Annotated in this window: 26 protein-coding genes and 1 riboswitch; of the genes, 8 read left to right on the top strand and 18 right to left on the bottom strand. The window is 28.9% G+C overall.

The window, feature by feature from the left end:
* Window positions 1-47: 47 nt before the first annotated feature.
* From BN854_RS07465 to BN854_RS03990, 3 genes are all read right to left on the bottom strand, one after another.
* Window positions 48-866: an SDR family NAD(P)-dependent oxidoreductase gene (locus tag BN854_RS07465; RefSeq protein ID WP_026659251.1), complete on the bottom strand. Its 819-nt coding sequence runs from the start codon at window positions 864-866 to the stop codon at window positions 48-50.
* Between the two features lie 115 nt (window positions 867-981).
* Window positions 982-2,568, bottom strand: coding sequence for an ABC-F family ATP-binding cassette domain-containing protein (locus BN854_RS03995; RefSeq protein ID WP_026659250.1), 1,587 nt, complete (start codon window positions 2,566-2,568; stop codon window positions 982-984).
* A gap of 44 nt (window positions 2,569-2,612) precedes the next feature.
* On the bottom strand, window positions 2,613-4,292 hold the full coding sequence (locus BN854_RS03990) for a ribonuclease J (protein ID WP_026659243.1): 1,680 nt from the start codon (window positions 4,290-4,292) through the stop codon (window positions 2,613-2,615).
* Window positions 4,293-4,419: 127 nt separating this feature from the next.
* Here BN854_RS03990 and recU point away from each other — a divergent pair, with 127 nt between their 5' ends.
* Window positions 4,420-4,992 carry a Holliday junction resolvase RecU gene (gene recU / locus BN854_RS03985; RefSeq protein ID WP_026659235.1) on the top strand — a complete coding sequence of 191 codons (573 nt, stop codon included), beginning with the start codon at window positions 4,420-4,422 and terminating at the stop codon, window positions 4,990-4,992.
* A 9-nt stretch (window positions 4,993-5,001) separates the two neighbouring features.
* Here recU and BN854_RS03980 read toward each other — a convergent pair whose 3' ends face one another.
* A complete protein-coding gene (locus BN854_RS03980; protein WP_026659227.1) occupies window positions 5,002-5,568 on the bottom strand; it encodes an energy-coupled thiamine transporter ThiT in 567 nt (188 codons plus the stop codon).
* Window positions 5,569-5,637: 69 nt separating this feature from the next.
* Window positions 5,638-5,736: riboswitch (TPP riboswitch) on the bottom strand.
* 141 nt (window positions 5,737-5,877) lie between these two features.
* On the opposite strand from BN854_RS03980, the gene BN854_RS03975 reads away from it, so the two are divergent.
* The 7 genes from BN854_RS03975 to BN854_RS03945 all read left to right on the top strand — a co-directional run bounded on the left by BN854_RS03975 (window position 5,878) and on the right by BN854_RS03945 (window position 10,675).
* Window positions 5,878-6,255 (top strand): hypothetical protein, encoded by a 378-nt coding sequence (locus BN854_RS03975; protein WP_026659218.1) that lies wholly within the window; start codon window positions 5,878-5,880, stop codon window positions 6,253-6,255.
* On the top strand, window positions 6,255-6,695 hold the full coding sequence (locus BN854_RS03970; RefSeq protein WP_026659210.1) for an NfeD family protein: 441 nt from the start codon (window positions 6,255-6,257) through the stop codon (window positions 6,693-6,695). Before BN854_RS03975 ends, BN854_RS03970 begins: the two co-directional genes overlap by 1 nt.
* The gene (locus BN854_RS03965; RefSeq protein WP_026659203.1) at window positions 6,679-7,218 is read left to right on the top strand and encodes an SPFH domain-containing protein; all 540 of its coding nucleotides are present in this window, start codon (window positions 6,679-6,681) and stop codon (window positions 7,216-7,218) included. Before BN854_RS03970 ends, BN854_RS03965 begins: the two co-directional genes overlap by 17 nt.
* Before the next feature lies 1 nt (window position 7,219).
* A complete protein-coding gene (locus BN854_RS03960; protein ID WP_026659199.1) occupies window positions 7,220-8,152 on the top strand; it encodes an SPFH domain-containing protein in 933 nt (310 codons plus the stop codon).
* Complete coding sequence (locus BN854_RS03955) at window positions 8,152-8,343, top strand: hypothetical protein (RefSeq protein ID WP_026659192.1); 192 nt, start codon at window positions 8,152-8,154, stop codon at window positions 8,341-8,343. Before BN854_RS03960 ends, BN854_RS03955 begins: the two co-directional genes overlap by 1 nt.
* A 45-nt stretch (window positions 8,344-8,388) precedes the next feature.
* Window positions 8,389-9,042: a hypothetical protein gene (locus BN854_RS03950; RefSeq protein WP_026659185.1), complete on the top strand. Its 654-nt coding sequence runs from the start codon at window positions 8,389-8,391 to the stop codon at window positions 9,040-9,042.
* Between the two features lie 133 nt (window positions 9,043-9,175).
* Window positions 9,176-10,675, top strand: a complete 1,500-nt coding sequence (locus tag BN854_RS03945; protein ID WP_026653792.1) for a transposase — start codon at window positions 9,176-9,178, stop codon at window positions 10,673-10,675.
* Between the two features lie 180 nt (window positions 10,676-10,855).
* On the opposite strand, the gene BN854_RS03940 is transcribed toward BN854_RS03945, so the two are convergent.
* From BN854_RS03940 to BN854_RS07460, 14 genes are all read right to left on the bottom strand, one after another.
* The gene (locus BN854_RS03940) at window positions 10,856-11,917 is read right to left on the bottom strand and encodes a M42 family metallopeptidase (RefSeq protein ID WP_026659177.1); all 1,062 of its coding nucleotides are present in this window, start codon (window positions 11,915-11,917) and stop codon (window positions 10,856-10,858) included.
* Window positions 11,918-11,931: 14 nt separating this feature from the next.
* The gene (locus BN854_RS03935) at window positions 11,932-12,486 is read right to left on the bottom strand and encodes a hypothetical protein (RefSeq protein WP_026659171.1); all 555 of its coding nucleotides are present in this window, start codon (window positions 12,484-12,486) and stop codon (window positions 11,932-11,934) included.
* A gap of 269 nt (window positions 12,487-12,755) precedes the next feature.
* Complete coding sequence (gene galU / locus BN854_RS03930) at window positions 12,756-13,610, bottom strand: UTP--glucose-1-phosphate uridylyltransferase GalU (protein WP_026659165.1); 855 nt, start codon at window positions 13,608-13,610, stop codon at window positions 12,756-12,758.
* Window positions 13,611-13,629: 19 nt separating this feature from the next.
* Entirely contained in the window at window positions 13,630-15,084 is a 1,455-nt protein-coding gene (locus BN854_RS03925) for a hypothetical protein (RefSeq protein WP_026659158.1), read from the bottom strand.
* Window positions 15,085-15,145: 61 nt separating this feature from the next.
* A complete protein-coding gene (gene rplT, locus BN854_RS03920; protein WP_026659153.1) occupies window positions 15,146-15,691 on the bottom strand; it encodes a 50S ribosomal protein L20 in 546 nt (181 codons plus the stop codon).
* Between the two features lie 18 nt (window positions 15,692-15,709).
* Window positions 15,710-15,907 carry a 50S ribosomal protein L35 gene (gene rpmI / locus BN854_RS03915; RefSeq protein ID WP_026659146.1) on the bottom strand — a complete coding sequence of 66 codons (198 nt, stop codon included), beginning with the start codon at window positions 15,905-15,907 and terminating at the stop codon, window positions 15,710-15,712.
* A gap of 18 nt (window positions 15,908-15,925) precedes the next feature.
* Window positions 15,926-16,453: a translation initiation factor IF-3 gene (infC, locus tag BN854_RS03910; RefSeq protein WP_026659139.1), complete on the bottom strand. Its 528-nt coding sequence runs from the start codon at window positions 16,451-16,453 to the stop codon at window positions 15,926-15,928.
* Between the two features lie 200 nt (window positions 16,454-16,653).
* The gene (locus BN854_RS03905) at window positions 16,654-17,463 is read right to left on the bottom strand and encodes a hypothetical protein (protein WP_026659132.1); all 810 of its coding nucleotides are present in this window, start codon (window positions 17,461-17,463) and stop codon (window positions 16,654-16,656) included.
* Window positions 17,464-17,504: 41 nt separating this feature from the next.
* Window positions 17,505-18,218 (bottom strand): hypothetical protein, encoded by a 714-nt coding sequence (locus tag BN854_RS03900; RefSeq protein ID WP_026659128.1) that lies wholly within the window; start codon window positions 18,216-18,218, stop codon window positions 17,505-17,507.
* Window positions 18,215-18,838 (bottom strand): hypothetical protein, encoded by a 624-nt coding sequence (locus tag BN854_RS03895; RefSeq protein ID WP_026659121.1) that lies wholly within the window; start codon window positions 18,836-18,838, stop codon window positions 18,215-18,217. The genes BN854_RS03900 and BN854_RS03895 overlap by 4 nt, the downstream gene beginning before the upstream one ends.
* A 42-nt stretch (window positions 18,839-18,880) precedes the next feature.
* Window positions 18,881-20,140 (bottom strand): aminopeptidase P family protein, encoded by a 1,260-nt coding sequence (locus tag BN854_RS03890; RefSeq protein ID WP_026659115.1) that lies wholly within the window; start codon window positions 20,138-20,140, stop codon window positions 18,881-18,883.
* An 11-nt stretch (window positions 20,141-20,151) separates the two neighbouring features.
* A complete protein-coding gene (locus tag BN854_RS03885) occupies window positions 20,152-21,807 on the bottom strand; it encodes a phospho-sugar mutase (RefSeq protein ID WP_026659101.1) in 1,656 nt (551 codons plus the stop codon).
* A gap of 66 nt (window positions 21,808-21,873) precedes the next feature.
* Window positions 21,874-22,620, bottom strand: a complete 747-nt coding sequence (locus BN854_RS03880; protein ID WP_026659091.1) for a type III pantothenate kinase — start codon at window positions 22,618-22,620, stop codon at window positions 21,874-21,876.
* 1 nt (window position 22,621) lies between these two features.
* Window positions 22,622-23,518, bottom strand: coding sequence for an ECF transporter S component (locus tag BN854_RS07460; protein ID WP_026659082.1), 897 nt, complete (start codon window positions 23,516-23,518; stop codon window positions 22,622-22,624).
* Window positions 23,519-23,570: the final 52 nt, after the last annotated feature.

The raw sequence follows: 23,570 nt of genomic DNA, 5'->3' as shown, positions 1-23,570 counted from the left end.
AATGAAAAAGAACAGATATTTGAGTCTGTTCTTTTTTATCTAGTTTACTATAAGTACTTTACTTCTTCTAATTTTTGGATAATCTGCGTTTTATGTTCGTTACTTAAATTGAGTTCAAATGCTTTTTTCTTCTCTAGTTTATAATGATTAAATCCATTTTCATTTTCTTTTAATACCCTGTTTGCTTTATAAGCAACTTTAGTTGCCGGTCTTGCAATAATTTTAGACAAAAAACTTAACCATTTTAAACCTTTAGGCATCATGTTTTTAACAGCGTTAGTATAAACAATTCTAGGATCAAACATAATTACATTAAGTTGATTATTTTCATAAAATAGTTTTTCTAAATATAAATAGAAACATGTTTTACTTGTTCCGTAAGCTTTAATTCTTCTATATGTATTAATTTTTTCTAAATCATTAATATGAATATTCTTAACTGTTAGACTTGTTGTATGAAAAATAACTGGATTTTCAGACTTTAGTAAATTTTCTATGAGCCCTTCTGTGATAATCTTAGGAGCGTAATAATTAACTGCTAGAGTAAAAGGGATTTTATCATTTGTTACTACACCTTTTTTACTGGCAAGGGCACCTGCATTATGAACTATGATATCAATGATTTGATGTTCTTCTTTTATTTTAGAAACTGTTTTTTCTACTTCTTTTAAATCAGTAAAATCGCAGATATAGTCATCTACTTGATTATTCGGATTTTTTTCTAATAACTCATTTTTTAATGCTGTAAGTAATTTCTTATTTCTTCCAATTAGAAGAATATGATAAGTTTCTTGATTTAAAAAATATGTAAGTTCTTTACCTATTCCATTGGTACAGCCTGTAATTAAGATTGTTTTTTTATGCATAAATTACTCCATTGTGTTTAGTAGTTTAGTTGATAGTATATCCTATCATTGTTATTTTGTCAAAATATAAAAAAGCTCTTAGTTTTCAAATTTTCTAAGAGCATTTCATATCATCTTATTTTTCTAGTTTTAAGTATTCTTCGTAATTCATCATATACTCTTTTATCGTACCATCTTTATTAATCTCAATCAGTTTATTAGCTGTAGTATCAACTAATTGATGATCTTGTGAAGTAAATATAATTACTCCGTTAAATTTCTCTAAACTGTTATTAAGTGCAGTAATAGATTCCATATCTAAGTGGTTTGTTGGTTCATCTAATAAAAGAACGTTTGCCTCAGCCATCATCATCTTAGACAGCATACATCTTACTTTTTCTCCACCAGATAAGATTCTAACCTTCTTAGTAACATCATCACCACTAAATAGCATTCTACCTAAGAAGCCTCTTACATAAGCAATTTCATCTGTTTTTGAATATTGCATCAACCAATCAAAGATATTAAGATTGTTTTCAAATTCATAATTATGATCTTTTATAAAATATGAGAATTTAGTAGTTACTCCCCATTTAAAAGTACCACTATCTGGCTCAATTTTACCAGATATAATATCAAATAAAGTTGTCTTAGCAAGTTCATTTGGCCCTACTAATGCTACTTTATCAGTTCTACTAAGAATGAATGATACATTATCTAAAACTTTAACACCATCAATTGTTTTAGATAGTTTATCAACTACTAAAACTTCTTGTCCAATTTCTCTTTCTGGTTTAAATTCAATAAAAGGATATTTTCTGTTTGAAGGTTTTAATTCATCAATAGTGATTTTTTCTAATAATTTCTTTCTTGAAGTTGCTTGTTTAGATTTTGAAGCATTGGCACTAAATCTTGCCACAAAGTCTTGTAATTCTTTAACTTTTTCTTCTTTTTTCTTATTAGAATCTTTTTGTTGTTTTAAGATCAATTGACTTGATTCATACCAAAAATCATAGTTACCAGTAAATATTTGGATTTTACCATAGTCAATATCCGCAATATGTGTACATACTTTATTAATAAAATGTCTATCGTGTGATACAACAATAATTGTATTTTTAAAGTTAATTAAAAACTCTTCTAACCAAACGATTGCGTTTTGGTCTAAGTGGTTTGTTGGTTCGTCTAATAATAGAATATCAGGATTTCCAAATAAACTTTGCGCTAATAAAACCTTAACTTTATCCACACTGTCTAGATCTTTCATAATCAAGTCATGCTTGTCGTATGAAACACCTAAACCGCTTAAAAGGATAGCAGCATCACTTTCTGAATTCCACCCATCCATTTCAGCAAATAAAGCTTCTAATTCTCCTGCTTTAATACCGTCTTCATCGGTAAACTCTTCTTTCATATAAAGTTCATCTTTTTCTTTCATAACTTTATATAATTCTTTATTTCCCATAATTACTGTATCTAAAACAGAATATTCATTATAAGCAAAGTGATCTTGTTTTAAAAAGGAAATTCTTTTTCCTTTATCAACAATAATTTCTCCTGTAGTTGGTTCTAATTCTTTAGCTAAAATTTTTAAGAAGGTTGATTTACCTGCTCCATTAGCGCCAATTAATCCATAACAATTTTCTGCTGTAAATCTAATATTAACATCTTCAAATAAAACATCTTTTCCATGTCCTAATGAAATATTACTTGCTTGTATCATTTCTTACATCCTTTCAAATAAAAAGGTTAACGATTTAACCTTTTTTAAGCTTCTGTTGATATTAAAACTGGTATCATAATAGGTTTTCTTCTAGTTTCTTGGTATAGGAATTTACTTATACTTTCACGTAAGCCTTGTTTGTAATCATTCCAGTTAATATATTTTTGTTTTAAGTATTCTTTACTTGTTTCAGTAAATATCAATTTAACTTGATTTAATAATTCTTCTGATTCTTTAACATAGATGAATCCTTTACTAATAATTTCTGGTTCACCTAAGATTTTTTTAGTTTTAGGATTAACGTTTGCAACTATCATAATAACACCTTCTGCTGCTAATAGTTCACGGTCTTTTATCACTTGATCGTTACCATCTACAACCGGTGTTCCATCAATTAATATTTCTCCTACATTAGGAATATCTTTTTTAGCTATGTAAGCTTCTTTACCTGTTTTATAATTGAAACTATCCCCATTATCTAATAAAAAGACATTGTCATGAGTATATCCTAAATCTTTAGCTAAATTACGGACACCATATTGATGTCTATATTCACCAATAGTTGGAATAATATATGTTGGTCTTAACAAATTAATCATCATTTTTATTTCTTCTCCTGTAGCATGTGAAGAAGATAATAATCTTTTATCAATTACTGTAACATTTGCATCACTGCGAGATAGAACATCTAGGGTGCGTGCAGCCATTTTTTCAGTTCCTGGAACTGGTGCAGTCATTAATAAAACTGTATCATTTTCATTAATATGAATCAGTCTATCTGCTTTTTTGCACATTCTTTGTAACATATAGAAAGGTTCATGTCTACTTCCTGTTACAAGTGCAACTAAGTTGTTATCATCATTTTTATTCTTTTCATCAATATATCTTAAGTTAGTTAAAGCTTCTTTTGGAATATCTAAATACCCATTTTCAATAGCGATATCAACTATTCTTTGAGCGCGTCTTCCGATAATTGCGATTTTCTTTTTATGTGCTAATGAAATATCAATGATTCTTTGAATTTTAAGTAAGTCAGATGAAAATAACGAGACAATAATTCTTCCTGAGGCATTGGCATAGACACTATTAATTTTATGGATTAATGCTTGTCCAATACCACTATCTTGTGTTAATGTTGAACCTACTGATTCTGTTAACAATGCTAAGACTTTTTTATTTGCAATTTCATTTATTTTCTTAAAGTCAGTTTGGTACTTACTATCACCTTGTTGAATAAAAGTAAAATCACTAGTATAAACAATTGATCCATCCATTGTATGGATAGCAACACCTACAGATTCTGGTATTGAGTGCGTTGTATTAAAGAATGTCACTTTAACATTATCAAATTTAATAATACTATCTTGTGTAACAGTATTTAATTTGAATTCATTTAAGTCTAAATCTTTATCTTTTAAATTATCTTTTATAATTTGCATTGTAAAGTTTGTTGCATAAACTGGAACATTAAGTTCCTTAATCATATGTGGTAAAGCTCCTATATGATCTTCATGGGCATGTGACATGAAAAATCCTTTAATGCGATCTTTTATTGGTATTAACATTTTATAATTAGGAATAATTTCATCTACCCCATGCATATCATTTGATGGGTATTTTAATCCTGCGTCAAGAATAAAGTATTGTTTGTCTACATCAACAACATACATATTCTTTCCATTTTCGCCAAGTCCACCCAAGGCAAAAATACGTATTTCACTCATGCTATTCATCTCCTTATGTTAAGTATCGAGTTATATATCATAAAACATTATATCATATTTTTTCTAGATTTCCTATTTTTCAATCATAATTATGCTATAATTAGTTTAAATAAAGGTGGTATTTGAGATGAATTATCCAAACAAAAAGAAATCCTTTCAAAAAGAGGTTAATAAAGCCAACTTAGGTATGACTTTAGAATCTGACATAGATGCTACAAATCGGTACTATTTAGATAGTGGTATTGCCGTCATTCACAAAAAACCTACTCCAATTCAGGTAGTAAACGTTAGTTATCCTGCTAGAAATAAAGCAAAGATTACTGAAGCTTATTATAAAACCCCTTCTACAACCGATTACAACGGTGTCTTTAAAGGCAAATATATAGATTTTGATGCTAAAGAAACGAATTCAACAACTTCTTTTCCATTGAAAAATATTCATCCCCATCAAATAAGCCATTTAACTAGTGTAGAAAAACAAAACGGTATTGCTTTTTTCATCATTCATTTTAAGCCTTATAATGAGTATTATATTTTACCTATTCATTTACTCATGCCTTTATGGGAAAATCAATATAAAGAAAAGGGACGAAAATCCATCCCTTATGCTTATTTTAAAGATAATCTCCATCAAATTCATTTTAGTTACCAGCCTAGATTAGACTATCTTAAAGTGATTCAAACAGTATTTAATTTTTAATACTGTTTTTTAATTTAATTGTAACTCTTTAGTTAAATCTACTAAAGGTTTTCTAATGATAAGTGTAATTACTAAACTGATTGTTGCCCCTGCAAATACGTAGGGTGCATTATAAATGATAAATGAGTAGAACCATGGATTATAGTCTCCTGCATATTGTTGGAAAAATAATACGCCACTAAAACCATGCATAATCCATCTAAAGACTGCTGCTATTAAAAATGCAAATACAATATTTTTCCAGTTTGATAAACCTTTGCCATAAAATAATGAACCAGCAAAGCCCATCAAACTAAATGGGATCAGATAATCAAAGAAAATACTTCCCCAATGAATAACATAGCCATCTAAAAGCCAACTAACAACTCCATAAATTAGACCTGTTAGAATACCGTATTTATAGCCTAGTATCATTCCAGATAAAATGACTGGCACTATATAAATACCAAATACAGCTCCGCCGTTTGGCATTTCTAAGTTAATTCCTGGAGTATATTTGATGATTACTCCTAATACTACTGCAATCGCTGCTAAAATAGATCCAGTAGTCAGTTTCTTTAATTCCTTTTGTTTCATTTTCTTTCTTCCTCCTAAAAAAATAAAAAATTTCTTTGGGTGAACAAAGAAATAGCGCTAAAAAAGTTATGCTTTTTTATCATCTATCCCTCCGCTGGTATAACCCAGATCAGGTTCTCGGGTCGATTTTTCAATCCTCTCAGCCGTTAGGCTCCCCGTAGTTGATCACTAATATAATACCATACTTTTTTTTCTTTACAACAGCTTTGCTTATGTTTTTAAACTTTTTTAATAATAAAAAATAATTTTAAATAATTTTTGTTGACATAGCAATAATTTAGTATATAATTAAAGTAAGAGGTGATATATATGAGTATTCAATGGTTTAATGAGACACCAAAAGCTGCGGTTGCAACACTCACTAGCGCTAATATAACCTTTAATAAAACTGCAACTTACTATTTTGAAACAGCTTACCAAGTCATGATGGGCTTTGATAAAGATAAATCTATTATTGTTGTAAAACCTTTAAGCAAGGCTGTTGCTTTACGTGGTGACATACCTGAACAATCTAGGTATAACATTACGGTTAAATCATCTTATAGCAGAGTGACTAACAAGGCTTTTATACAAACAATTTCAGAACAATTTGAGCTTACTTTTGCTGAAACTGGGAATAAATATAGTTCAACATGGGATGAAAAAAATAATTTTTTGGTTATTAATTTAAAGGAGGAGATTATCTAATGGATGTAATGGTATGGGTTTGGCTAGGTATTTTTGTATTATCTGTAACTTTTGAGTTTGTTTCCTTAGAACTAGTATCAATTTGGTTTGCGATAGCCGCAATTCCTTCTTTAATACTTGCTATGGTAAATATTCCACTGCACTACCAACTTATTGTGTTCTTCATCATTTCATGTGTGCTTATATTCTTAACAAGACCTGTTGTATTAAAATACTTCAAACGAAATGAAGTTAAAACAAATGTTGATGCCTATATTGGTAAAGTAGCTGTGGTTACAAAAACAATTACTCCAAATAATAGTGGTTTAGTTAAATTTGAACATCTTATATGGACTGCTATTTCTGATGCTGAGATCAAAGAAGATGCTTTAGTTAAGATTTTAGCTGTAGAAGGTGTAAAGTTAATTGTTGAGGAAATCGATAATGACTCTATTCATTGATGATAAAACATTAATTTATATTATCCCTTCTGCTATTGTTTTATTTGTGTTACTACTGATTTTAGTTTTAAGTATTAAAATTGTTAGACAAAATCAACAAGTTGTGATTGAAAGACTAGGCGTCTATCATACAACATGGAGAGCTGGGATTCACTTCTTATTTCCCTTTGTTGATAGAGTCGTAAAAAAAGTTTCTGTTAGTGATCAGTTATTGGAAACACATAATGACTTTTTAACAATCGATCAAGTCCATGTATATGTAGATTTTGATGTAATTTATCAAATTGCAGACACTAAACAATATGTCTATGGGTATGATAGAAACGTAAAACCAATTACTTCTTTAGTAAGTCATTACTTAAGAGTAAGTATTGGTGAAAAAGATTTTAAAACAGTCTTATCAGATAGAAACCTAATTTTGTTATCAGACTTTATGAAATTTGATGAAGTAACTGATAATTGGGGTTTAAAAATTAAGCGAGTTCAGATTAAAAAAATATTAATATATAAAGGAGATAAATAACATGAACTTTAATTTAAACATTTTTTTAGGCGCTGGAGAAATTATTTTAATTATCTTAAGTGCTGTCATCTTAGTTATTTTAGCTTTAAGTTTTAGATTAGTAAAACAAACACAAAAATACGTAATTGAACGTATGGGTGGTTATCATTCAACTTGGGGTGTTGGTGTTCACTTCTTAATTCCATTTGTTGATAGAGTTGCTGCTAAAGTGAGTTTAAAAGAACAAGTTAGAGATTTTGAACCACAACCAGTAATTACAAGAGATAATGTTACAATGCAAATTGATACAGTTGTATTCTTCCAAATCACTGATCCTAAGTTATATGCTTATGGTGTTGATGACCCACTTTCAGCAATTGAAAACTTATCAGCAACCACTCTACGTAATATCATCGGGGATTTAGACTTAGACCAAACTTTAACGTCTAGAGATTTAATTAACGAACGCATGAGACATACTTTAGATGATGCTACTGATGCTTGGGGTATTAAAGTAAACCGTGTTGAAGTTAAGAATATTGTCCCACCTAAAGATATTAGAGAATCAATGGAAAAACAAATGCGTGCTGAACGTGAACGTCGTCAAACAATCTTGATTGCTGAAGGTGAAAAACGTGCTCAAATTCTTGCTGCTGAAGGGCAAAATGAATCTATTATCTTAAAAGCTGAAGCTGATAAACAACAAGTTATTCTTGCCGCTGAAGCTGAAGCTGCTGCGTTAATTAAAGTTAAAGAAGCTGAAGCACTTGGTATTAAATTACTTAAAGAAGCTAAAGCTGATCAAGCTGTTTTAACAATCAAAGGATATGAAGCATTAGCTAAAGTTGCAGATGGTAAAGCAACAAAAATTGTTGTTCCATCTAACTTAACAGATTTAACTTCTCATTTAGTTGCTCTATCTGAAGCTGTTAAGGAACCTAAGGATAAAAAATAATGGCTTTTACCTCTTTAAATGATATAGATGGTAATAACTACTTAATCCATATCGATAAAATAACTCACGTAGAAATTAGTGTTCTTAAAAAGAAGCATTACAATGTTACAATTAACTTTTATGATACTTTTTGCATTATAGAACTTAATGAAGATCAGTTAGAACAATTAAAGAACGATTTATCTATTTAACTAATAGCCCTTAATAGGGCTATTATCATAATTAAAGGAGGCTTTATGAAAAAGTTTGATTTTACAGCGAAACTTTTATTTTCAAATCTACTACTTTTAAGTGCCTTTTTCTCAACTTACTTGATTACTATTAGTCTCAACGTTTTAATCGCACTTGAGGTATTAATCTTGGTACTATTTGTAATTACAATCATTTTATTTGTTTCAAAAGTATTAAATGAGTATATAAAATATAGTTATTTATTTTATGCTGTGCTGCTAGGGTTTGCCTTAGGTCTTTATTTAGTACATAGACAAAATGCTAGTTCTCTAAATACTCATCTTCTTATAATATCAATTATGATTGCATTGCAAATATCAGTTTCCATTATTTACTCAATAGTGGTTCATAAAAGATTATTTTTACTTTTATTTTTAGTAGTAACCATTTCTATATCAATATTTATTTTTACAAAATATGAATTAAGTTACTCTACTGATTTAATCATGTTCATAGCTCTAACTAGTTTAACTTTCTTACCTCTAGTTTTTATGAAGCAACCTGATTACAGTCTATCTTTATCATTTTCATATTCAGTTGCAATTTTTCTAGCAACTATCATAATTATAGCTATTCTTTCAGAAGGTGATGGCATCTCTGATTTATCTAGTTTAGACATTTTTAGTTCTAAAGAGAAAAAAAAGAAAAAACTACCTTAGTTAGATTTATTCTAGAATATTAAATTTTTTGATAATGATATTAAAAAGGGACTGTAACGAAATAAAAGTAACAGTCTATAAAACAAAAAAGCCGCTCTAGAATCCTAGGGCGGTTTTTTGGTATAATTATAGTATGCAAACACAACAAAATATACAACATAATTTTAACCCAAAACAGTTAAAATTACCACTACAATTAGACATAAAAATTCCTTTTGATAGTGAAGTTCGTACATTTGATGAAGTATTTAGAAAATTGGAGATAAAAAAATACTTAAATAGCTCAAAAGACCCAAGAGGTCGTATGGGTTATAATCCGGTTCAAATGTTAAAACTGATCATGTTTTGTCAAATGGAAAAGATTCAATCTTTAAGAGATATGGCAAAAGCTGCTAAAAATGATATTAGAATCATGTGGCTTACAGATGAATTAATGCCAAGTCATCAAACAATAAAAACCTTTATGGATAAATACTTAGTTAAAGGAATAGATGAAATCTTTTATGAACTAAGTAAGTACTTAATAAAAAAAGAATCTATTGATACAGATAAATTATATATAGATGGTACTAAAATAGAATCGGTGGCTAATAAATATAGTTTTACATGGCGTGGTTCTATTGAAAAGTTTAGAGATAAGTTATATAAAAAAATAACCAAACAGATAGAATCCTTAAATAAAAGATATGAAGACTCAGATATCTTCTTTCCAATACATGAAACATATAACACTGATAATTTAAATAGCATCAAAGACTTTCTACTTAATGAGATAGATAGGGAATTAATAGAGTTTAAATATGGTAAAGGTCAAAGAAAAACTACTTTACAAAGAGATTATGAACATATCTTAGAATATTTAGCTAAACTTGTAGAGTATGAAAGACATTTAAAGATTATGGGTAATGATAGAAACTCATATGCTAAAACAGATATAGACGCGACTTTTATGCATATGAAAGAAGATCATATGCGTAATAGTCAATTAAAACCAGGGTATAATATACAAATTGGTGTATCAAATGAATATATCCTACATCTAGATATCTATAAAGAACGTAGTGATTATAAAACTTTGATTCCTTTTTTAGAAGGATTTAAGAAAAGTTATGACTTCTATCCAAAATATCCAGTAGCGGATGCTGGATATGGTGGATTAACGAATTATCGTTATTTAAAACTAAACGATATGGAGCTTTATCAAAAATATGCAATGTATGCTAAAGATACGCATGACAAAAAAAGAATGAAAGATCCATATTTTCCATTTAACCTTACTAAATCAGGTAATGATTATTTAACACCTAATGGAGATACTTTAAAGTATCTGTATAGAAATAATCGAGGTAATGATGTATATGAATTACCAAATGGTAAGCGTAAAGAGATTAATGATGAAAATCTTACATACCAAAAAGAGGTTATTAAAAATCTTACATCACCATTAGGAATTGAATTAAGAGTTCAAAGGTCAATTCAAGTTGAGGGTGCCTTTGGAGTGATTAAAGAAGCATTTAAAGTAAGAAGATTTAGACGAAGATTAACTCATAATGTTAAAATGGAGTTTTATTTAACAGCGATTGGGTATAATTTGAGAAAATATCATAATAAAAAGTATAGAATAACAGAATAGATATCTACAATAAACTTAAGATTTTAATAGAATCTTCTTTTTTGACGCCTAAAAGTAGATGTTTTTTGATTTTATCCACATAGTTCACGGTAGATATAAGAAAAAAAGAACTGTTAAGTTCTTGAAGTAGTGAATTACTTCATTTCTTTACAGCTCCTTTATTTTTATATATTATGAGTATTAATCTTGATATAATAAGCGATTGACTGTTTCTTCATCCAATCTTTCAACAACCAATTTCAATAACTTAATTGTATTTAAAACATCTTGTTTGTGAATAATTGATGTATGTGAATGCATATATCTTGTTGGGATACAAATTGATAACGAAGCTGCACCTTCATGTGCTAAATGCATATTACCAGCATCTGTTCTACCACCAGTAATATACGCTTCTTGATAAGGAATATTATTTTCCTTAGCAATATTAATCACAAAGTCTCTTAACCCTTTATGAGCAATTAATCCACCATCATATATTAATATTTGTGGACCGTTACCTAATGTTTGTTCTACTGGATCTCCTCCAGGTACATCATTACCAACACCTGTATCAACTGCAATAGCTATTTGAGGATGAACCTTATAAGAACTTGTTTTAGCTCCTCTTAAGCCAACTTCTTCTTGAACAGTAAATGTTCCATATAATTGATTTTTATCATTTTTTCCTAATTCTGATAAAACATGCATAACAACAGCACTACCTACTCTATTGTCCCAAGCTTTTCCAAGCAAGTAATCTTTATTACCTAATTCTCTAAATTCAGTATATGGGGTAATTGTATCACCAATTGAAACACCTAGTTCTAATACTTCTTCTTTTGTTTTAGCACCTAAATCAAGATACATAGAGCTTATTTCGATTGCTTTTGATCTTTCTGATGCTGGTATTAAGTGAGGAGGTTTAACTCCTGTAACAGCGAATATAACCCCTTTTTTAGTATGAATTTGCCATACTTGGGCAAGCATTACTTGTGAAAACCAGCCACCTAGCGGTTGAAACTTAACAAATCCTTCTTTTGTGATTTGAGTTACCATCAGACCAACTTCATCCATGTGTCCAGCAATCATAACTTTAGGGCCTTTAGTACCCTTTTTTGCAATAACAGATCCTAAGTTATCAAAGTTAACTTCATCTACTGTATTTTTAATATTTTCAACAACATATCTAGAAACATCTTTTTCATTTCCTGGGACACCATTTAATGTTGATAAATCTTTTAATGTTTTTAATAAATCCATTTTAATTCTCTTTTCTATTTTTTCTTAGTGTTTAATAATCCTAGTCCAAGTAAATATATACCTATTGCGCCAATTACACCTACTATAATCCAGTTAAAGATTTCTAGGTTAATTGAATTTGATCCTAATAAGTATGCACCAACGCCATATAAAATGATATATACTGTAAAGTTAAGCATTGTTGTTTTAGTAGCAGTATATTGTGATATATATAAACTTACTAAACCATGTGATAATAAGATAATTGCAATCCAGTTAGCACTACTAAAGTTATTACTTAATACATGAATATCCATTGAAGGTAAGATAAATCCTAAAAGTGATACTAAAGCAAAGATAACTAATTCTATTGCAAGTATAACTCTTGCATTACCTTTTCTTCTTCTAAATTCTGGTAAGACTAGGAAATAAGCTAAGACAAGAATAAGTATTCCTGACATAAATGAAGCAAAGCTAAATCCTTTAACAGTAAAAACGTTAGTTATTTCTAAAGCATAAAGTGTTGCTAAGACAATTAACACAATACCGGCTATGATTGCTAGCACTGGGCTTTTTTTAAATGTTTTCATTGAAAACCTCCTATTATATTTATAACTATATTTACATTTATAATTATACCATTTTTTTACAATTGCATGTTTAAAAATAAAAAAAGCCTAAGGAGCGTGAGAACAAGTTTTGTTCACGTGGAAGTTTCCTTTTACTAGATTTTGGGATTCCAAATAGTTTGGCATTCACGCCTATCTAGTTCAAACTTCCAAAATAATCATTTGGGTTCCACGGGTTCTCCTTAGGGTAACTTTAATTTATCATATCTATTTTATGATGTCAAGTTTTTTTATTTAGTTTTAAGTAAACTTCTCACTTCATCTTTTAAGTCTTCTCTATTTAAAGCAAAGTCAATAATAGCTTCAATATAACCTATTTTAGATCCTATATCATATCTTTTTCCGTGAATATCTAATGAGTAAACTTTTTCTTCTGCCATGAGTCTTAAAATGGCATCAGTCAATTGAATTTCATTACCTGCGCCTTTTTGTTGATCTTGTAAATAGTCAAAAATTTTAGGTGTTAAAATATATCTACCTGCGATTGCACTTTGTGATGGGGCAACTTTTGGTTTTTCAACAACTCCTGATAATTCAACGATTGGTTTTTTAGAACCTTCTTTAGGCACACAAATACCATATTGATGCGTTTTTTCCATTGGGACTACCATTGTTCCAAGGATAGTTGCATGAGTTTTTTCGTAAGCATCCATTAATTGTTTAAGTGCTGGTTTTTCATCAGATACGAAAACATCATCTCCAAGTAAAACTGCAAAGGGTTCATTTCCTACAAAGCTTTTAGCATGTAAAATAGCATGCCCTAATCCTAATTGTTCTTTTTGAGATACATAGTATATATTAAGTTTGCTAGCAACATTTTTGATAAGACCATATTCAAAATCTTTACCTTTTTCAAGTAAGATATGTTCTAATTCTAAATTTCTATCAAAGTAATTAGTGATTGCACCTTTGTTATTACTTATAATAATAAGTAAATCTGTGATGCCACTTGCGATTGCTTCATCAACAATAATCTCTATTGCTGGTTTATCAATAATAGGTAACATCTCCTTTGGAATTGCTTTTGTAATGGGTAAGAATCTTGTTCCATATCCTGCTGCTGGTATAACTGCTTTTTTTATCATCTGTCTTTTCTCCTGTTTTTTAATAATATACTGATATTCTTACGTATTGCCCTTGGCTAATCATTGCATCTAATAAAATATCTCTCACTCGTGTTTCAATAATATAGGCATTATTAGCAACTTTCGCATCCAGTCTAACCGCATAGTATTCATCATCATCTAATTCATCTAATCTTGTCAAATAATATTTTTTGCTCAGTGATTCAATATCCCCTGGATTTTGAAATGAAAACACAAAACTTAATATGACATGATTGTTCATTTCTAATTCTTTTAGTCTTTCAGATAGAGTAAGTGCTCTTGCGACTATATATTCTGTTTTATGAAAGAAATATTTTTCATACATTGTTTTTTGTTTATCATAAAGGATTTCACTAGTAACTTTATTGTTAAATTTATGTTCTAAATAGTCAACAAATTTTTGTGCACTTCTAGCTTTTTTCTGATTCCATTCAGTAAAAATAATAACATTCTTACCATCATAAACATATGCCGTTATAATGAATTTTTTTATATTTGCATAAATCAAGATACTGTTTAATTCTTTTTTAAATTTTTCTAAATCATATTTAAAACTGTATTTTCCAAAAACACTGAAAGTTTCATTATAGACAAGAGGTTCAAATAAGTCATTAGCAAACACTTCCCACTGTTCTTCTACATCGTAATAGTGGTATTCAGAGTATGCAACTCTTCTTAAGCTTCCAACAATCTCTAAGACAAGTGCAGATATTCCAACGAATCCTAAACCTAGCATAAATATAATTTTAGTTACAACTAAGAAATTTGTAAACCAAACTGCATATACCATTGGCGGAAACATAAGAATAGTGATCACTCTAAGTAGCGATCGGAACCCTTTATTATATAAAATAAAGGTCGCAATAAACAAACTGATCACTGCATAGAACATAAAGAAGTTTTGAACATCATAATTACCTAATTCAAATGCGATATTTTTTAATTCATTAATAAATAGATAAATTGCAGCAAAAAACATTACAAGTGTCGTTGTTTGTCTTAATCTCAGATAGGTTGACTTAGTATATAACTTCCTTGTTTGAGGTAAGTGATAATAATGTTTCATTTCTTTTCTATAATTGTAAAAAGGCCAATAACTTCCTCTAAGACTAATTCTTAGTGGTAAGACAAAGTCTTGATTGACTCTTTTTTCTAGTTTTTCTTCGATATTCACTAAAGGATTTAATACAAATAGTATTGTTCCAATTGCAATAATTGCATAATGATAATCCGGTAAAAAATAAAGCAAGACAGTAGTAATTGCACCATATATGAAATATACGATTAGCTTTGGAAAACCGTTAAAGAGAAATATAAATGCATATAAAGTGGCAACAATAAAAAATAAAGTATATATAATTCTCTGATCATTATTCAGTTTAAATATTGCTATTGGTAAAGTAAGGATAATTCCTATTAATGCCCCAATAAATATATATAATCTTTTTTTCATTTCATCGCCTCTATCATATTATATAGAAAAAAGTGGACAAAGTCCACTTTTATTAGTTATATTAAGCTTGTTTTAATAAGTCAACTAATTCGTTTTTCTTTAAAGTTGTATAACCTGAAAGTCCACGTTCTTTAGCTAATTCTTTTAAAGCAGAAACTGTTAAACTTTCGTAGTTCACTTCTTCTGATTTAACTTCTTTTTTAGCAGCAGGTGCTTTTTTTGTTTCAACAGCTTTAACTGCTTGACTTGGGTTAGCTAATGCATTTTTTGCTAATTCAGCATATGCTGTAAATGTTTCTGGTTCAAATACTGCAATATCAGCTAAAACCTTACGGTTAACTTCTACGTTAGCTAATGCTAATCCATGAATGAATGTTGAGTATTTTAATCCATTTAATACAGCAGCTGCATTGATACGGCTAATCCATAATTTTCTGAATTCTCTTTTTCTTTGTTTACGGTCTCTATATGAGTATTGTAATGAACGCATTACTTGTTCATGAGCTGTACGATAAATTGTACGTTTAGAACCAAAGTAACCTTTAGCTAGTTTTAATATTTTTTTACGACGACGTCTTGTTACAGGCGTAGATTTTACTCTTGGCATATCTTATAGTCTCCCTTCTTATAGTCCTCTAATTAGCGATTTGATACGTTTGTAGTCTGAATGATCTACTAATGTAACGCCTCTTAGTTGTCTATTTTGTTTTGTTGTTTTTGATGCGGCTAAATGGTTTTTATAAGCATGTCCACGTAATAATTTACCTGTACCAGTTACTTTAATACGTTTTTTTAATCCGCTGTGTGATTTTTGCTTTGGCATATTTAAGTTCCTTCTTTCTTATTGTTTAGATGGTGCTAAGATGGCTACCATTTGATTTCCTTCTAACTTAGGTGCTGCTTCAACCGTTGAAAGATCTTTCAGTGCTTCAATGACTTTATTAAAAATATTTCTGCCTATTTCATGATGTGTAATCATTCTTCCTCTAAAGCGCATTGAAACTTTGACTTTATCGCCTTTTTCTAAGAATTTAGTTGCTTGCTTAACTTTAGTATTTAAATCATTTGTATCAATTGTTGGACTTAATCTAATTTCTTTCAATTGTACAACTTGTTGATTCTTTTTCATTTCTCGTGATTTTTTTTGTTGTTCATAACGATATTTTGAATAATCCATCAAACGAGCTACCATTGGTTTTGATCCTGGCGATACTACAACAATGTCAATCTCTTTTTCGTCAGCTAATTTTAAAGCTTGTTCACGATTAAATGTTCCTAGTTTTTCACCTTGCTCATCAATAACAAGATATTGTCCAGTAGGAATACCATCATTATAAAGATCAGTGTTGTTAGTTTTGTTGTTTTTCATTGGTCTAATATTGACACCTCCATATATTTTGCAGAAAATAAAAAGTGGATACCCAATGAGTACCCACAACAAATATCGAATCGCTTCAACTTTTGTGCTATTTGCCCAAAGACATTATCTATCAGGCGAGAGGGTAACTCTTCTTTTCACAATCTACCTTACTATGATAACTCTTTTTGTTTTATTTGTCAATCACTTTATTATTTTTTGTTGCGAATATTTTTTTCTATGATTTCAGTTTCTGTTTCTTTAAAATATCTGTTTTCATTTTTTAGTCTCTGATAGTCATCTTTTATTTGTTCTAAAAACATATCCTCAGTTAATTTAAAGCCACTAAATAATTGATAGTCTTTAATATCTGATAGTAATGTAATGACATAGTATGTTTTTTCTTTCATGCCAGTTTGAACAACTACTTTACCATTCTGATCTATGATATATCTGTCGTCTATTATAATTTGGTTTAATTTAGTTTGCGTCTGTTCTAAATCTAGTAAATAGAGTTTTCTTTTGGTATTTCCTAAGATAAATAAGACTTGATCGTTTTCTAGTCTCCAATATAAGTAATATAGAATACATGGTATCAGTTCTAATATTAAAAGGTAATACCATTTAATACGTGTAATTTCTAATATATTTAGAACAATTATTAGAACTAAAATAATCTGTGTGAAAATTAATCCAATTAAAAATTGGTGTTTTCTTATTTTTTTAGTAGACTTAATGGTTATTTCTTTTTTCATTTTACCAATAAATCTGTTTTTTCTCCCATTAAGGGTAATATCATAATTTCTAAATATCCATATATAAATGATAATATGAAAAATAAGTCCGATTGCGTCTATATAACTTTTGTCTGTAATGATTCTAAGAACTACTAAAAGCGTATATAAAATAAATATGCCTAATATATATTTGCCTTGTTCTTCTTTTCTAAAAAATAAAGTTAAAAAATAATAAACAAATATTGTTGCTATAAAGTTTGTTACAATTGCATTTAAAATGTCCATCTTATCACCTAAAAATATCGTATCACATTATTTTTGGAAAATCAATTTAAATATTTTAAGGCTTTAAGAAGTTCATGCTCGATAAAGTATCTATATTGCAAAAGTATATGTGTCGATCCTTCGCTATCTATCAAGGTTAAATAAGCTTCATCTAAAATATAATCTTCTGTTGGTATCTGGATAGTATATCGATATATGTTCTCTTCTACTTTATGAATAGTAAATACTAGACTTTGGCTACCTAAATAGATGTTAGTAATTTGATTGTTCTTTGAGTTTAAAGTAATACTTTTTAAGTGTGCTTTATTATCTTTTATTCCTTCTAATGAATAAATACTAAAACTTTGATATTCTTTTAAAAAATTTATTGTTAGTAGTCCTAAATCATATGTTTGATTTTTATAGTAAAAAATTAATTTTTCTTCTAGTTCTATGATATTTTGTTCTTTAAAATAGATGACCAAGTTAAATTTATAATAATCTTGTTCTTTGCTAGACGGAGTAAGTTCGTATTTTAACACCTTTAATTTATCAGGAAAGATTAATTCCTTATTAGATACTGCTTTAGTAAATTCGTTGTTTTTTTCTTTAGTATATATAGGTTGTTTAATATAGTTTTTTGTTTCATATAAAATATAGTGTTTTTTCTTTGGAATAATCATTTGATGATGATTCGTATTTAAAAAATAGATGACAATTCCTACTATAGTAATAAGTAAAAAGCTACTGATCATATAAAGATTTCTTTTTTTCATATAGGTCTAATCTCTAATTTAGGATATTGTGTTGTTACAGTAAAAATTTCAAATCCGCCCATATTTCTTTTAATAAAGAAAAAATATCTAACCGCGACTCCATTAGTTATTTTTCCTTCTCCGTAATAGTAATAAGTTAATCTAGTTTTGGGTTCTATTTTAATTTTAATTTCTGTATCTTCTTGAATTTCTTTTGTTGTTTTTGACTTTAAGTCTACTTTTAGTGATTGTGTCAAGCCATTTTTAAATGTCTTATCATTTTTTCCAATAGTAATACCAATGCTCCCACTTACAGAAATATCGTATTGTCTTGTCTCTTTATTTTTTGCTTTATAGTGATAATCAATAATACTTTTACCATCATTATAATAAGAAAACAATGTTTCACTGATAAAACTTACACTTTTATTTTTATTTACAGTATTAATTTTCCAGCCTGAAAACTTTCTTTTGTCAATTTTAGAGTAGTAATCATTATAATCCTCTTCTGTATAATCAGAAAGTAATTTAAAGTCTTCTTCAAATTGAATATCTTCAAACTGTTCATAACTTGCACATTGCGTTGTGCTAAATAATACTAAAATAATGCTTAAACATATGAAAATCATAAATTTTTTCATAATAAAACCTCCTACATCAATAATAGGAGGTTAGTTAGATGATTACTTTTTATTTTTTGCCATATAAGCTTCAATGTCACTTACTTCTTTAATAAGATCTTTTGAAAGGTTGATTGCTTTTCCTTCAGTAATTAAAATGTTATCTTCAATTCTTATACCAATACCTAATTCTGCAATGTATAATCCTGGTTCAACTGTTAAAATAGCACCTGCTGGTATTACTTTTGTTGTATTCCCAACATCATGTACATCTAAACCAAGGTAATGACCTAAACTATGATAATAGTATTTATTAATTTCTGAGTCTTCTTTAATTAATCCTAGTCTTTTCATACCAGCAATTAAGATATTTCTACCATAATCATTAAATTCTTTATATGTATGCCCTGCTTTAACCCATTCAATTGTTTTCTTATTAGCTTCTAAAACAATTTCATATATTTGCTTTTGTTGCTCGGTATATTTACCACTTGCTGGATATGTTCTACTAATATCTGAACAGTAATTTTGGTAGCTAACTCCTAGGTCTAATAAGATTAGTTCATTATCACCTATTTTATAATCATTATCTACATAATGTAAAACAGTAGCATTTTTTCCTGCAGCAGCAATCGTATCAAATGAAGGTTTTACATTATTATATGATAATGTGTAATCATAATCAGCTTCTACTTGATATTCATATTTACCTGGTTTAAGTTTTTGCATGACACCTTCTAAAGCATCTTTAGTAATTGAAATAGCTTTTTTGATTTGATTAACTTCAAATTCTGATTTAACTTTTCTTAATTCTGAAACAATTGGATATCCATTATAGATTGCTAAATGTGGGTATAAGTCTTTAATTCTATTAGCTTCTTGTTCAGAAATAGACTTAGGTTCGTTTAATCCATGTCTTTCTAAATCAAAGTATAAATTTTCAATTGTTCCATATAAAGATCTTCTTGTATGTCCTAAATATTGAGCAAGATATGTATCTAATGTAGCAATATCTAAACATTCATTTTCTTCTAATCCTGCTATATTTGCAGCTTCTTTAAAACTTAATGTTTCGCCATCCCATAATGCTTTTAAAGGATCTTGTTTTTCTATAAATAATAAAGTCTTAGTTGTTTGGTTACCTTTAATTAATAAAACAACTGATTCTTGTTGTTCAATTCCAGTTAAGTAAAAGAAATTTCTATTGACTACAAAAGGAAATTTTTGGTCAGCACTTTTATGTTGTGCGCGTCCTGAGTAAAAAATTGAAATGGATTGTTCTTTTAATTCTTTTAAATAATTGTTTCTATTTTCTTTAAACATCTTTTTTCTCCTTAAAGTTCGTTGATTTGTTTTAATATTTCTTGATTGATATTTTGTATGATTTCTTGTGCTTTTTCTAAAGTATCAGCATTTGAACCATAATAAATTTTTAGTTTAGGTTCTGTTCCACTAGGTCTTAAAACAACCCAGAATTGATCAAAAAAGTATTTTAATACATTTGATTTTGGTAATTCAATTTCAGGTTTAATTTCATATTTTTGTTCCTGATAGTCATTAACAAAACCTTTTTGATAGTTTTTTAAGTTAAGTCCGTTTTTTCTATAGTAGGTCATGATTTTTTCAATTTTTTGACTGCCTTCAATCCCTTTTAAACTGATATTTTCGGTGTATTCAAAGAAATAACCATACTTCTTATAAATTTGTTCCATATATTCTACTAAAGTAAGATTCTTTTCCTTTACATAACATGCCATTTCAGAAAGTAAGTACACTGCTTGAACAGCATCTTTATCTCTCACAAAAGGTGAAACTAGGCTACCATAAGACTCTTCTGAACCAAATGTATAGTTGTATTCATTTTTTGTAAGTTCTGCCTGTTCACCAATAAATTTGAATCCTGTTAAGGTTGTTACATATTTTTGTTCGTATTTATTGGCAATTGCTTCAATTAAAGGAGTAGACACAATTGTACTAAAAACAATTCCATTTTTATGAATGGAGCCATTTTTTCTAGCACTTTCTAGAATATATTCTAGCATCATTGAAGCTGTCTGATTTCCGTTTAATAGTTGATATTCATTATTATTTAAGACTGCTATTCCAAGTCTATCAGCATCTGGATCAGTTACTAGAATAATATCAGCATTTATTTTTTTAGCATATTCTATTGTTCTGTTAAATGCTTTTTTTTCTTCTGGGTTAGAAGACTCTGTATTAGAAAATTCAGGATCTACTATCATTTGAGGTTCATATGGATAAACATCATATCCTTGTTGTTTTAAAAACTTAGGAATTACTGTACCGCCTGTTCCATGTAGTGGTGAATAAACAATTTTAGCAGTTTTTAAGACATCATTTATTTTAATTTTTTTCACTTCATCTAAATAAATTTGATCAAAGTCTTCTTCAATCCAAGTAATAAGATTGCTTTCTAGACTATAAACTTTAAATGGATCTGAAACTTTGTTAACGTACGAAATCACTTCATCGGCTTGTTTTATATTAAGTTGTGCCCCTTGTTTGTTATAAACTTTATAACCATTATACTCTTTTGGATTATGAGATGCTGTAATCATAATACCAGCACCACATTCAAATTTTCTTACAGCAAATGATAACATTGGAGTAGGCCTTAAATCTCTATAAATATAACTTTTTATATGATTTGCAGCAAGAACTTTAGCTGCTTCATATGCAAAGTTCTTAGAATTTTTACGATTATCATATGAAATAGCAACACCCTTTTCAGATAATTGATGCTTAATCATATAATTAGCTAAACCTTGTGTTACTTTTCTTATTGTATAAATATTAATTCTATTAGTCCCTGGTCCCATTAAGCCCCTTAGTCCACCAGTTCCAAAGTCTAAATCTTTATAGAAACATTCTTTTATTTCATCTTCATTTAATTTTAGCAAGTCATTTTTAATTTCTGAATCTATTTCGTTTTGTGAGATCCATAAGTTATACTTGTCTTTATAAGACATACCATCACCTCTTGATTTCTATTATACGCTAAATATATAAAAAAATAACCCTTTATGGGTCATTTCTTATGCTTGATTTCTTAAATATATAGAAAGTAGTCCCTTTAAGACAAGTCTTTGGTCTCTAACTAATTTAGTTTTACATAAATCTTTTATAATAACAGAAAGTCCACCTGTTAAAATAATATCAAATTCTTCTTTCACTTCTTCTTGAATTCTTTCAATTAAACCATCAATCATTGCGGCTGTCCCGTAAGTAAGTCCTGATTGCATACAAGTAACCGTATTTGTTCCTAGTACTTTTGCTGGAACTGTAACATCAACATCTGGTAAAAGTGCAGTGTTACCAATTAAAGCTTGTCTAGATACTTGAATGCCTGTTGAAATAATTGCCCCTGTAATTGCTCTATCTTTAATATATATAAACTTATTAGCTGTTCCTAAATCAATAACTAAAACTGGTTTTTTGTTATCAGCCACTGCAGCTGCATCACAAATAAGATCAGATCCTACTTCTCTTGGATTGTCTGTTTTAATTTTCAATCCTGTTTTAATGCCAGGGCCTACAATCAAAGGTTCTTTTTTTAAGTATTTAACACACATTCTTCTAAGTGTTTCTGTTACTCTAGGTACAACACTTGATAAGGCTATATCTGTAATTAAGTCCACATCTAAAATACTTTTTAATGTTACATAATATTCATCTGGTGTTTTCACTGATTCTGTTAACATTCGGTATGTTTCAACTAGCTCTTTACCATCTGATAATCCCATATATACACTTGTATTTCCAACGTCTAATAATAAAATCATTTTACTTTTCCTTTACTTGTTCTAATGCATAAACAATAGGTGTTCCAATAACAACTGCAGCAAGCGCTTCAACTAAACCATTGGCCATTGCTACACCATAAATAATTGATATCGTACTTTGGCTATCACCAAATGTTTGGGTAAATGCTTGTGGGCTAAAAATATAAACGCTTAATAATACTAAAACCGTATGTGCTAGTGTGCCAAGGATCATAACAGATGGCACAGATATATCATATTTTTTATTTTTAAAAGTATAGAAGACATAGATGCCTATAACTAAAACTGTAATTACTATCACGATTGGTTGTGTAATATTTGTTATCTTTTTATAGTCATTATTTGTTTTTTCATCTAATACTGGAAGTTCTAGATTTAATTGATCTATTTTCTCTTTATTTTCTGTTTCATTTTTCTTAAGTTCTGCAATTTGCATCACTAATTTATTATACGGGTCTTTGGTTGCATTTTTAACAATAGAGTTTGTTCCAAAAAAGAGTGCTAACCCCGATATCATTGAAACTAAAGTTATAACAATTACTTTGCCATATTTAACTTTTAAGATTTTCTTGAATCCTACTGAAAAATAATAAGCAGCTGCCGCAAACAACATTCTTGGTATCACAGAAACCCAAGGATAGACAAAAGCTTGGTCAAAAGGGGTATTACCTCTCATTAAAGCCGCTAATGTGCCTCCGATACCAAAGAATAACCCTAAGATAACCCCACCTTTTAAGCCAAGTGAGAACACTCCTACTAAAACTACAATATGGACTAGCGTGATACTCACACCAGGTAATATTGTGATATAACCTATTTGTGGAACTAACGATAAAACAAGAATAATTGCCGCAAAGGCAGACGTTAGTACCATTTGATACATTTTATTTCTTTTCATTTTTTCTCTCCTTTTTAGGCCACTAAGGGTCCCATAAGTAGGTATATTATAC

Source organism: Alteracholeplasma palmae J233, assembly GCF_000968055.1.
GTDB classification, from domain to species: Bacteria; Bacillota_I; Bacilli_A; order Acholeplasmatales; family Acholeplasmataceae; genus Alteracholeplasma; species Alteracholeplasma palmae.
The sequence above is the reverse complement of the archived record's forward strand: the minus strand, read 5'-3'. Positions and strand labels throughout refer to the sequence as shown.

What these genes read in the sequence shown, in the direction of transcription:
- BN854_RS07465 (WP_026659251.1), bottom strand. Translation starts at nt 866, where the DNA reads ATGCATAAAAAAACAATCTTAATTACAGGCTGTACCAATGGAATAGGT.
- BN854_RS03995 (WP_026659250.1), bottom strand. Translation starts at nt 2,568, where the DNA reads ATGATACAAGCAAGTAATATTTCATTAGGACATGGAAAAGATGTTTTA.
- BN854_RS03990 (WP_026659243.1), bottom strand. Translation starts at nt 4,292, where the DNA reads ATGAGTGAAATACGTATTTTTGCCTTGGGTGGACTTGGCGAAAATGGA.
- recU (WP_026659235.1), top strand. Translation starts at nt 4,420, where the DNA reads ATGAATTATCCAAACAAAAAGAAATCCTTTCAAAAAGAGGTTAATAAA.
- BN854_RS03980 (WP_026659227.1), bottom strand. Translation starts at nt 5,568, where the DNA reads ATGAAACAAAAGGAATTAAAGAAACTGACTACTGGATCTATTTTAGCA.
- BN854_RS03975 (WP_026659218.1), top strand. Translation starts at nt 5,878, where the DNA reads ATGAGTATTCAATGGTTTAATGAGACACCAAAAGCTGCGGTTGCAACA.
- BN854_RS03970 (WP_026659210.1), top strand. Translation starts at nt 6,255, where the DNA reads ATGGATGTAATGGTATGGGTTTGGCTAGGTATTTTTGTATTATCTGTA.
- BN854_RS03965 (WP_026659203.1), top strand. Translation starts at nt 6,679, where the DNA reads ATGACTCTATTCATTGATGATAAAACATTAATTTATATTATCCCTTCT.
- BN854_RS03960 (WP_026659199.1), top strand. Translation starts at nt 7,220, where the DNA reads ATGAACTTTAATTTAAACATTTTTTTAGGCGCTGGAGAAATTATTTTA.
- BN854_RS03955 (WP_026659192.1), top strand. Translation starts at nt 8,152, where the DNA reads ATGGCTTTTACCTCTTTAAATGATATAGATGGTAATAACTACTTAATC.
- BN854_RS03950 (WP_026659185.1), top strand. Translation starts at nt 8,389, where the DNA reads ATGAAAAAGTTTGATTTTACAGCGAAACTTTTATTTTCAAATCTACTA.
- BN854_RS03945 (WP_026653792.1), top strand. Translation starts at nt 9,176, where the DNA reads ATGCAAACACAACAAAATATACAACATAATTTTAACCCAAAACAGTTA.
- BN854_RS03940 (WP_026659177.1), bottom strand. Translation starts at nt 11,917, where the DNA reads ATGGATTTATTAAAAACATTAAAAGATTTATCAACATTAAATGGTGTC.
- BN854_RS03935 (WP_026659171.1), bottom strand. Translation starts at nt 12,486, where the DNA reads ATGAAAACATTTAAAAAAAGCCCAGTGCTAGCAATCATAGCCGGTATT.
- galU (WP_026659165.1), bottom strand. Translation starts at nt 13,610, where the DNA reads ATGATAAAAAAAGCAGTTATACCAGCAGCAGGATATGGAACAAGATTC.
- BN854_RS03925 (WP_026659158.1), bottom strand. Translation starts at nt 15,084, where the DNA reads ATGAAAAAAAGATTATATATATTTATTGGGGCATTAATAGGAATTATC.
- rplT (WP_026659153.1), bottom strand. Translation starts at nt 15,691, where the DNA reads ATGCCAAGAGTAAAATCTACGCCTGTAACAAGACGTCGTCGTAAAAAA.
- rpmI (WP_026659146.1), bottom strand. Translation starts at nt 15,907, where the DNA reads ATGCCAAAGCAAAAATCACACAGCGGATTAAAAAAACGTATTAAAGTA.
- infC (WP_026659139.1), bottom strand. Translation starts at nt 16,453, where the DNA reads ATGAAAAACAACAAAACTAACAACACTGATCTTTATAATGATGGTATT.
- BN854_RS03905 (WP_026659132.1), bottom strand. Translation starts at nt 17,463, where the DNA reads ATGGACATTTTAAATGCAATTGTAACAAACTTTATAGCAACAATATTT.
- BN854_RS03900 (WP_026659128.1), bottom strand. Translation starts at nt 18,218, where the DNA reads ATGAAAAAAAGAAATCTTTATATGATCAGTAGCTTTTTACTTATTACT.
- BN854_RS03895 (WP_026659121.1), bottom strand. Translation starts at nt 18,838, where the DNA reads ATGAAAAAATTTATGATTTTCATATGTTTAAGCATTATTTTAGTATTA.
- BN854_RS03890 (WP_026659115.1), bottom strand. Translation starts at nt 20,140, where the DNA reads ATGTTTAAAGAAAATAGAAACAATTATTTAAAAGAATTAAAAGAACAA.
- BN854_RS03885 (WP_026659101.1), bottom strand. Translation starts at nt 21,807, where the DNA reads ATGTCTTATAAAGACAAGTATAACTTATGGATCTCACAAAACGAAATA.
- BN854_RS03880 (WP_026659091.1), bottom strand. Translation starts at nt 22,620, where the DNA reads ATGATTTTATTATTAGACGTTGGAAATACAAGTGTATATATGGGATTA.
- BN854_RS07460 (WP_026659082.1), bottom strand. Translation starts at nt 23,518, where the DNA reads ATGAAAAGAAATAAAATGTATCAAATGGTACTAACGTCTGCCTTTGCG.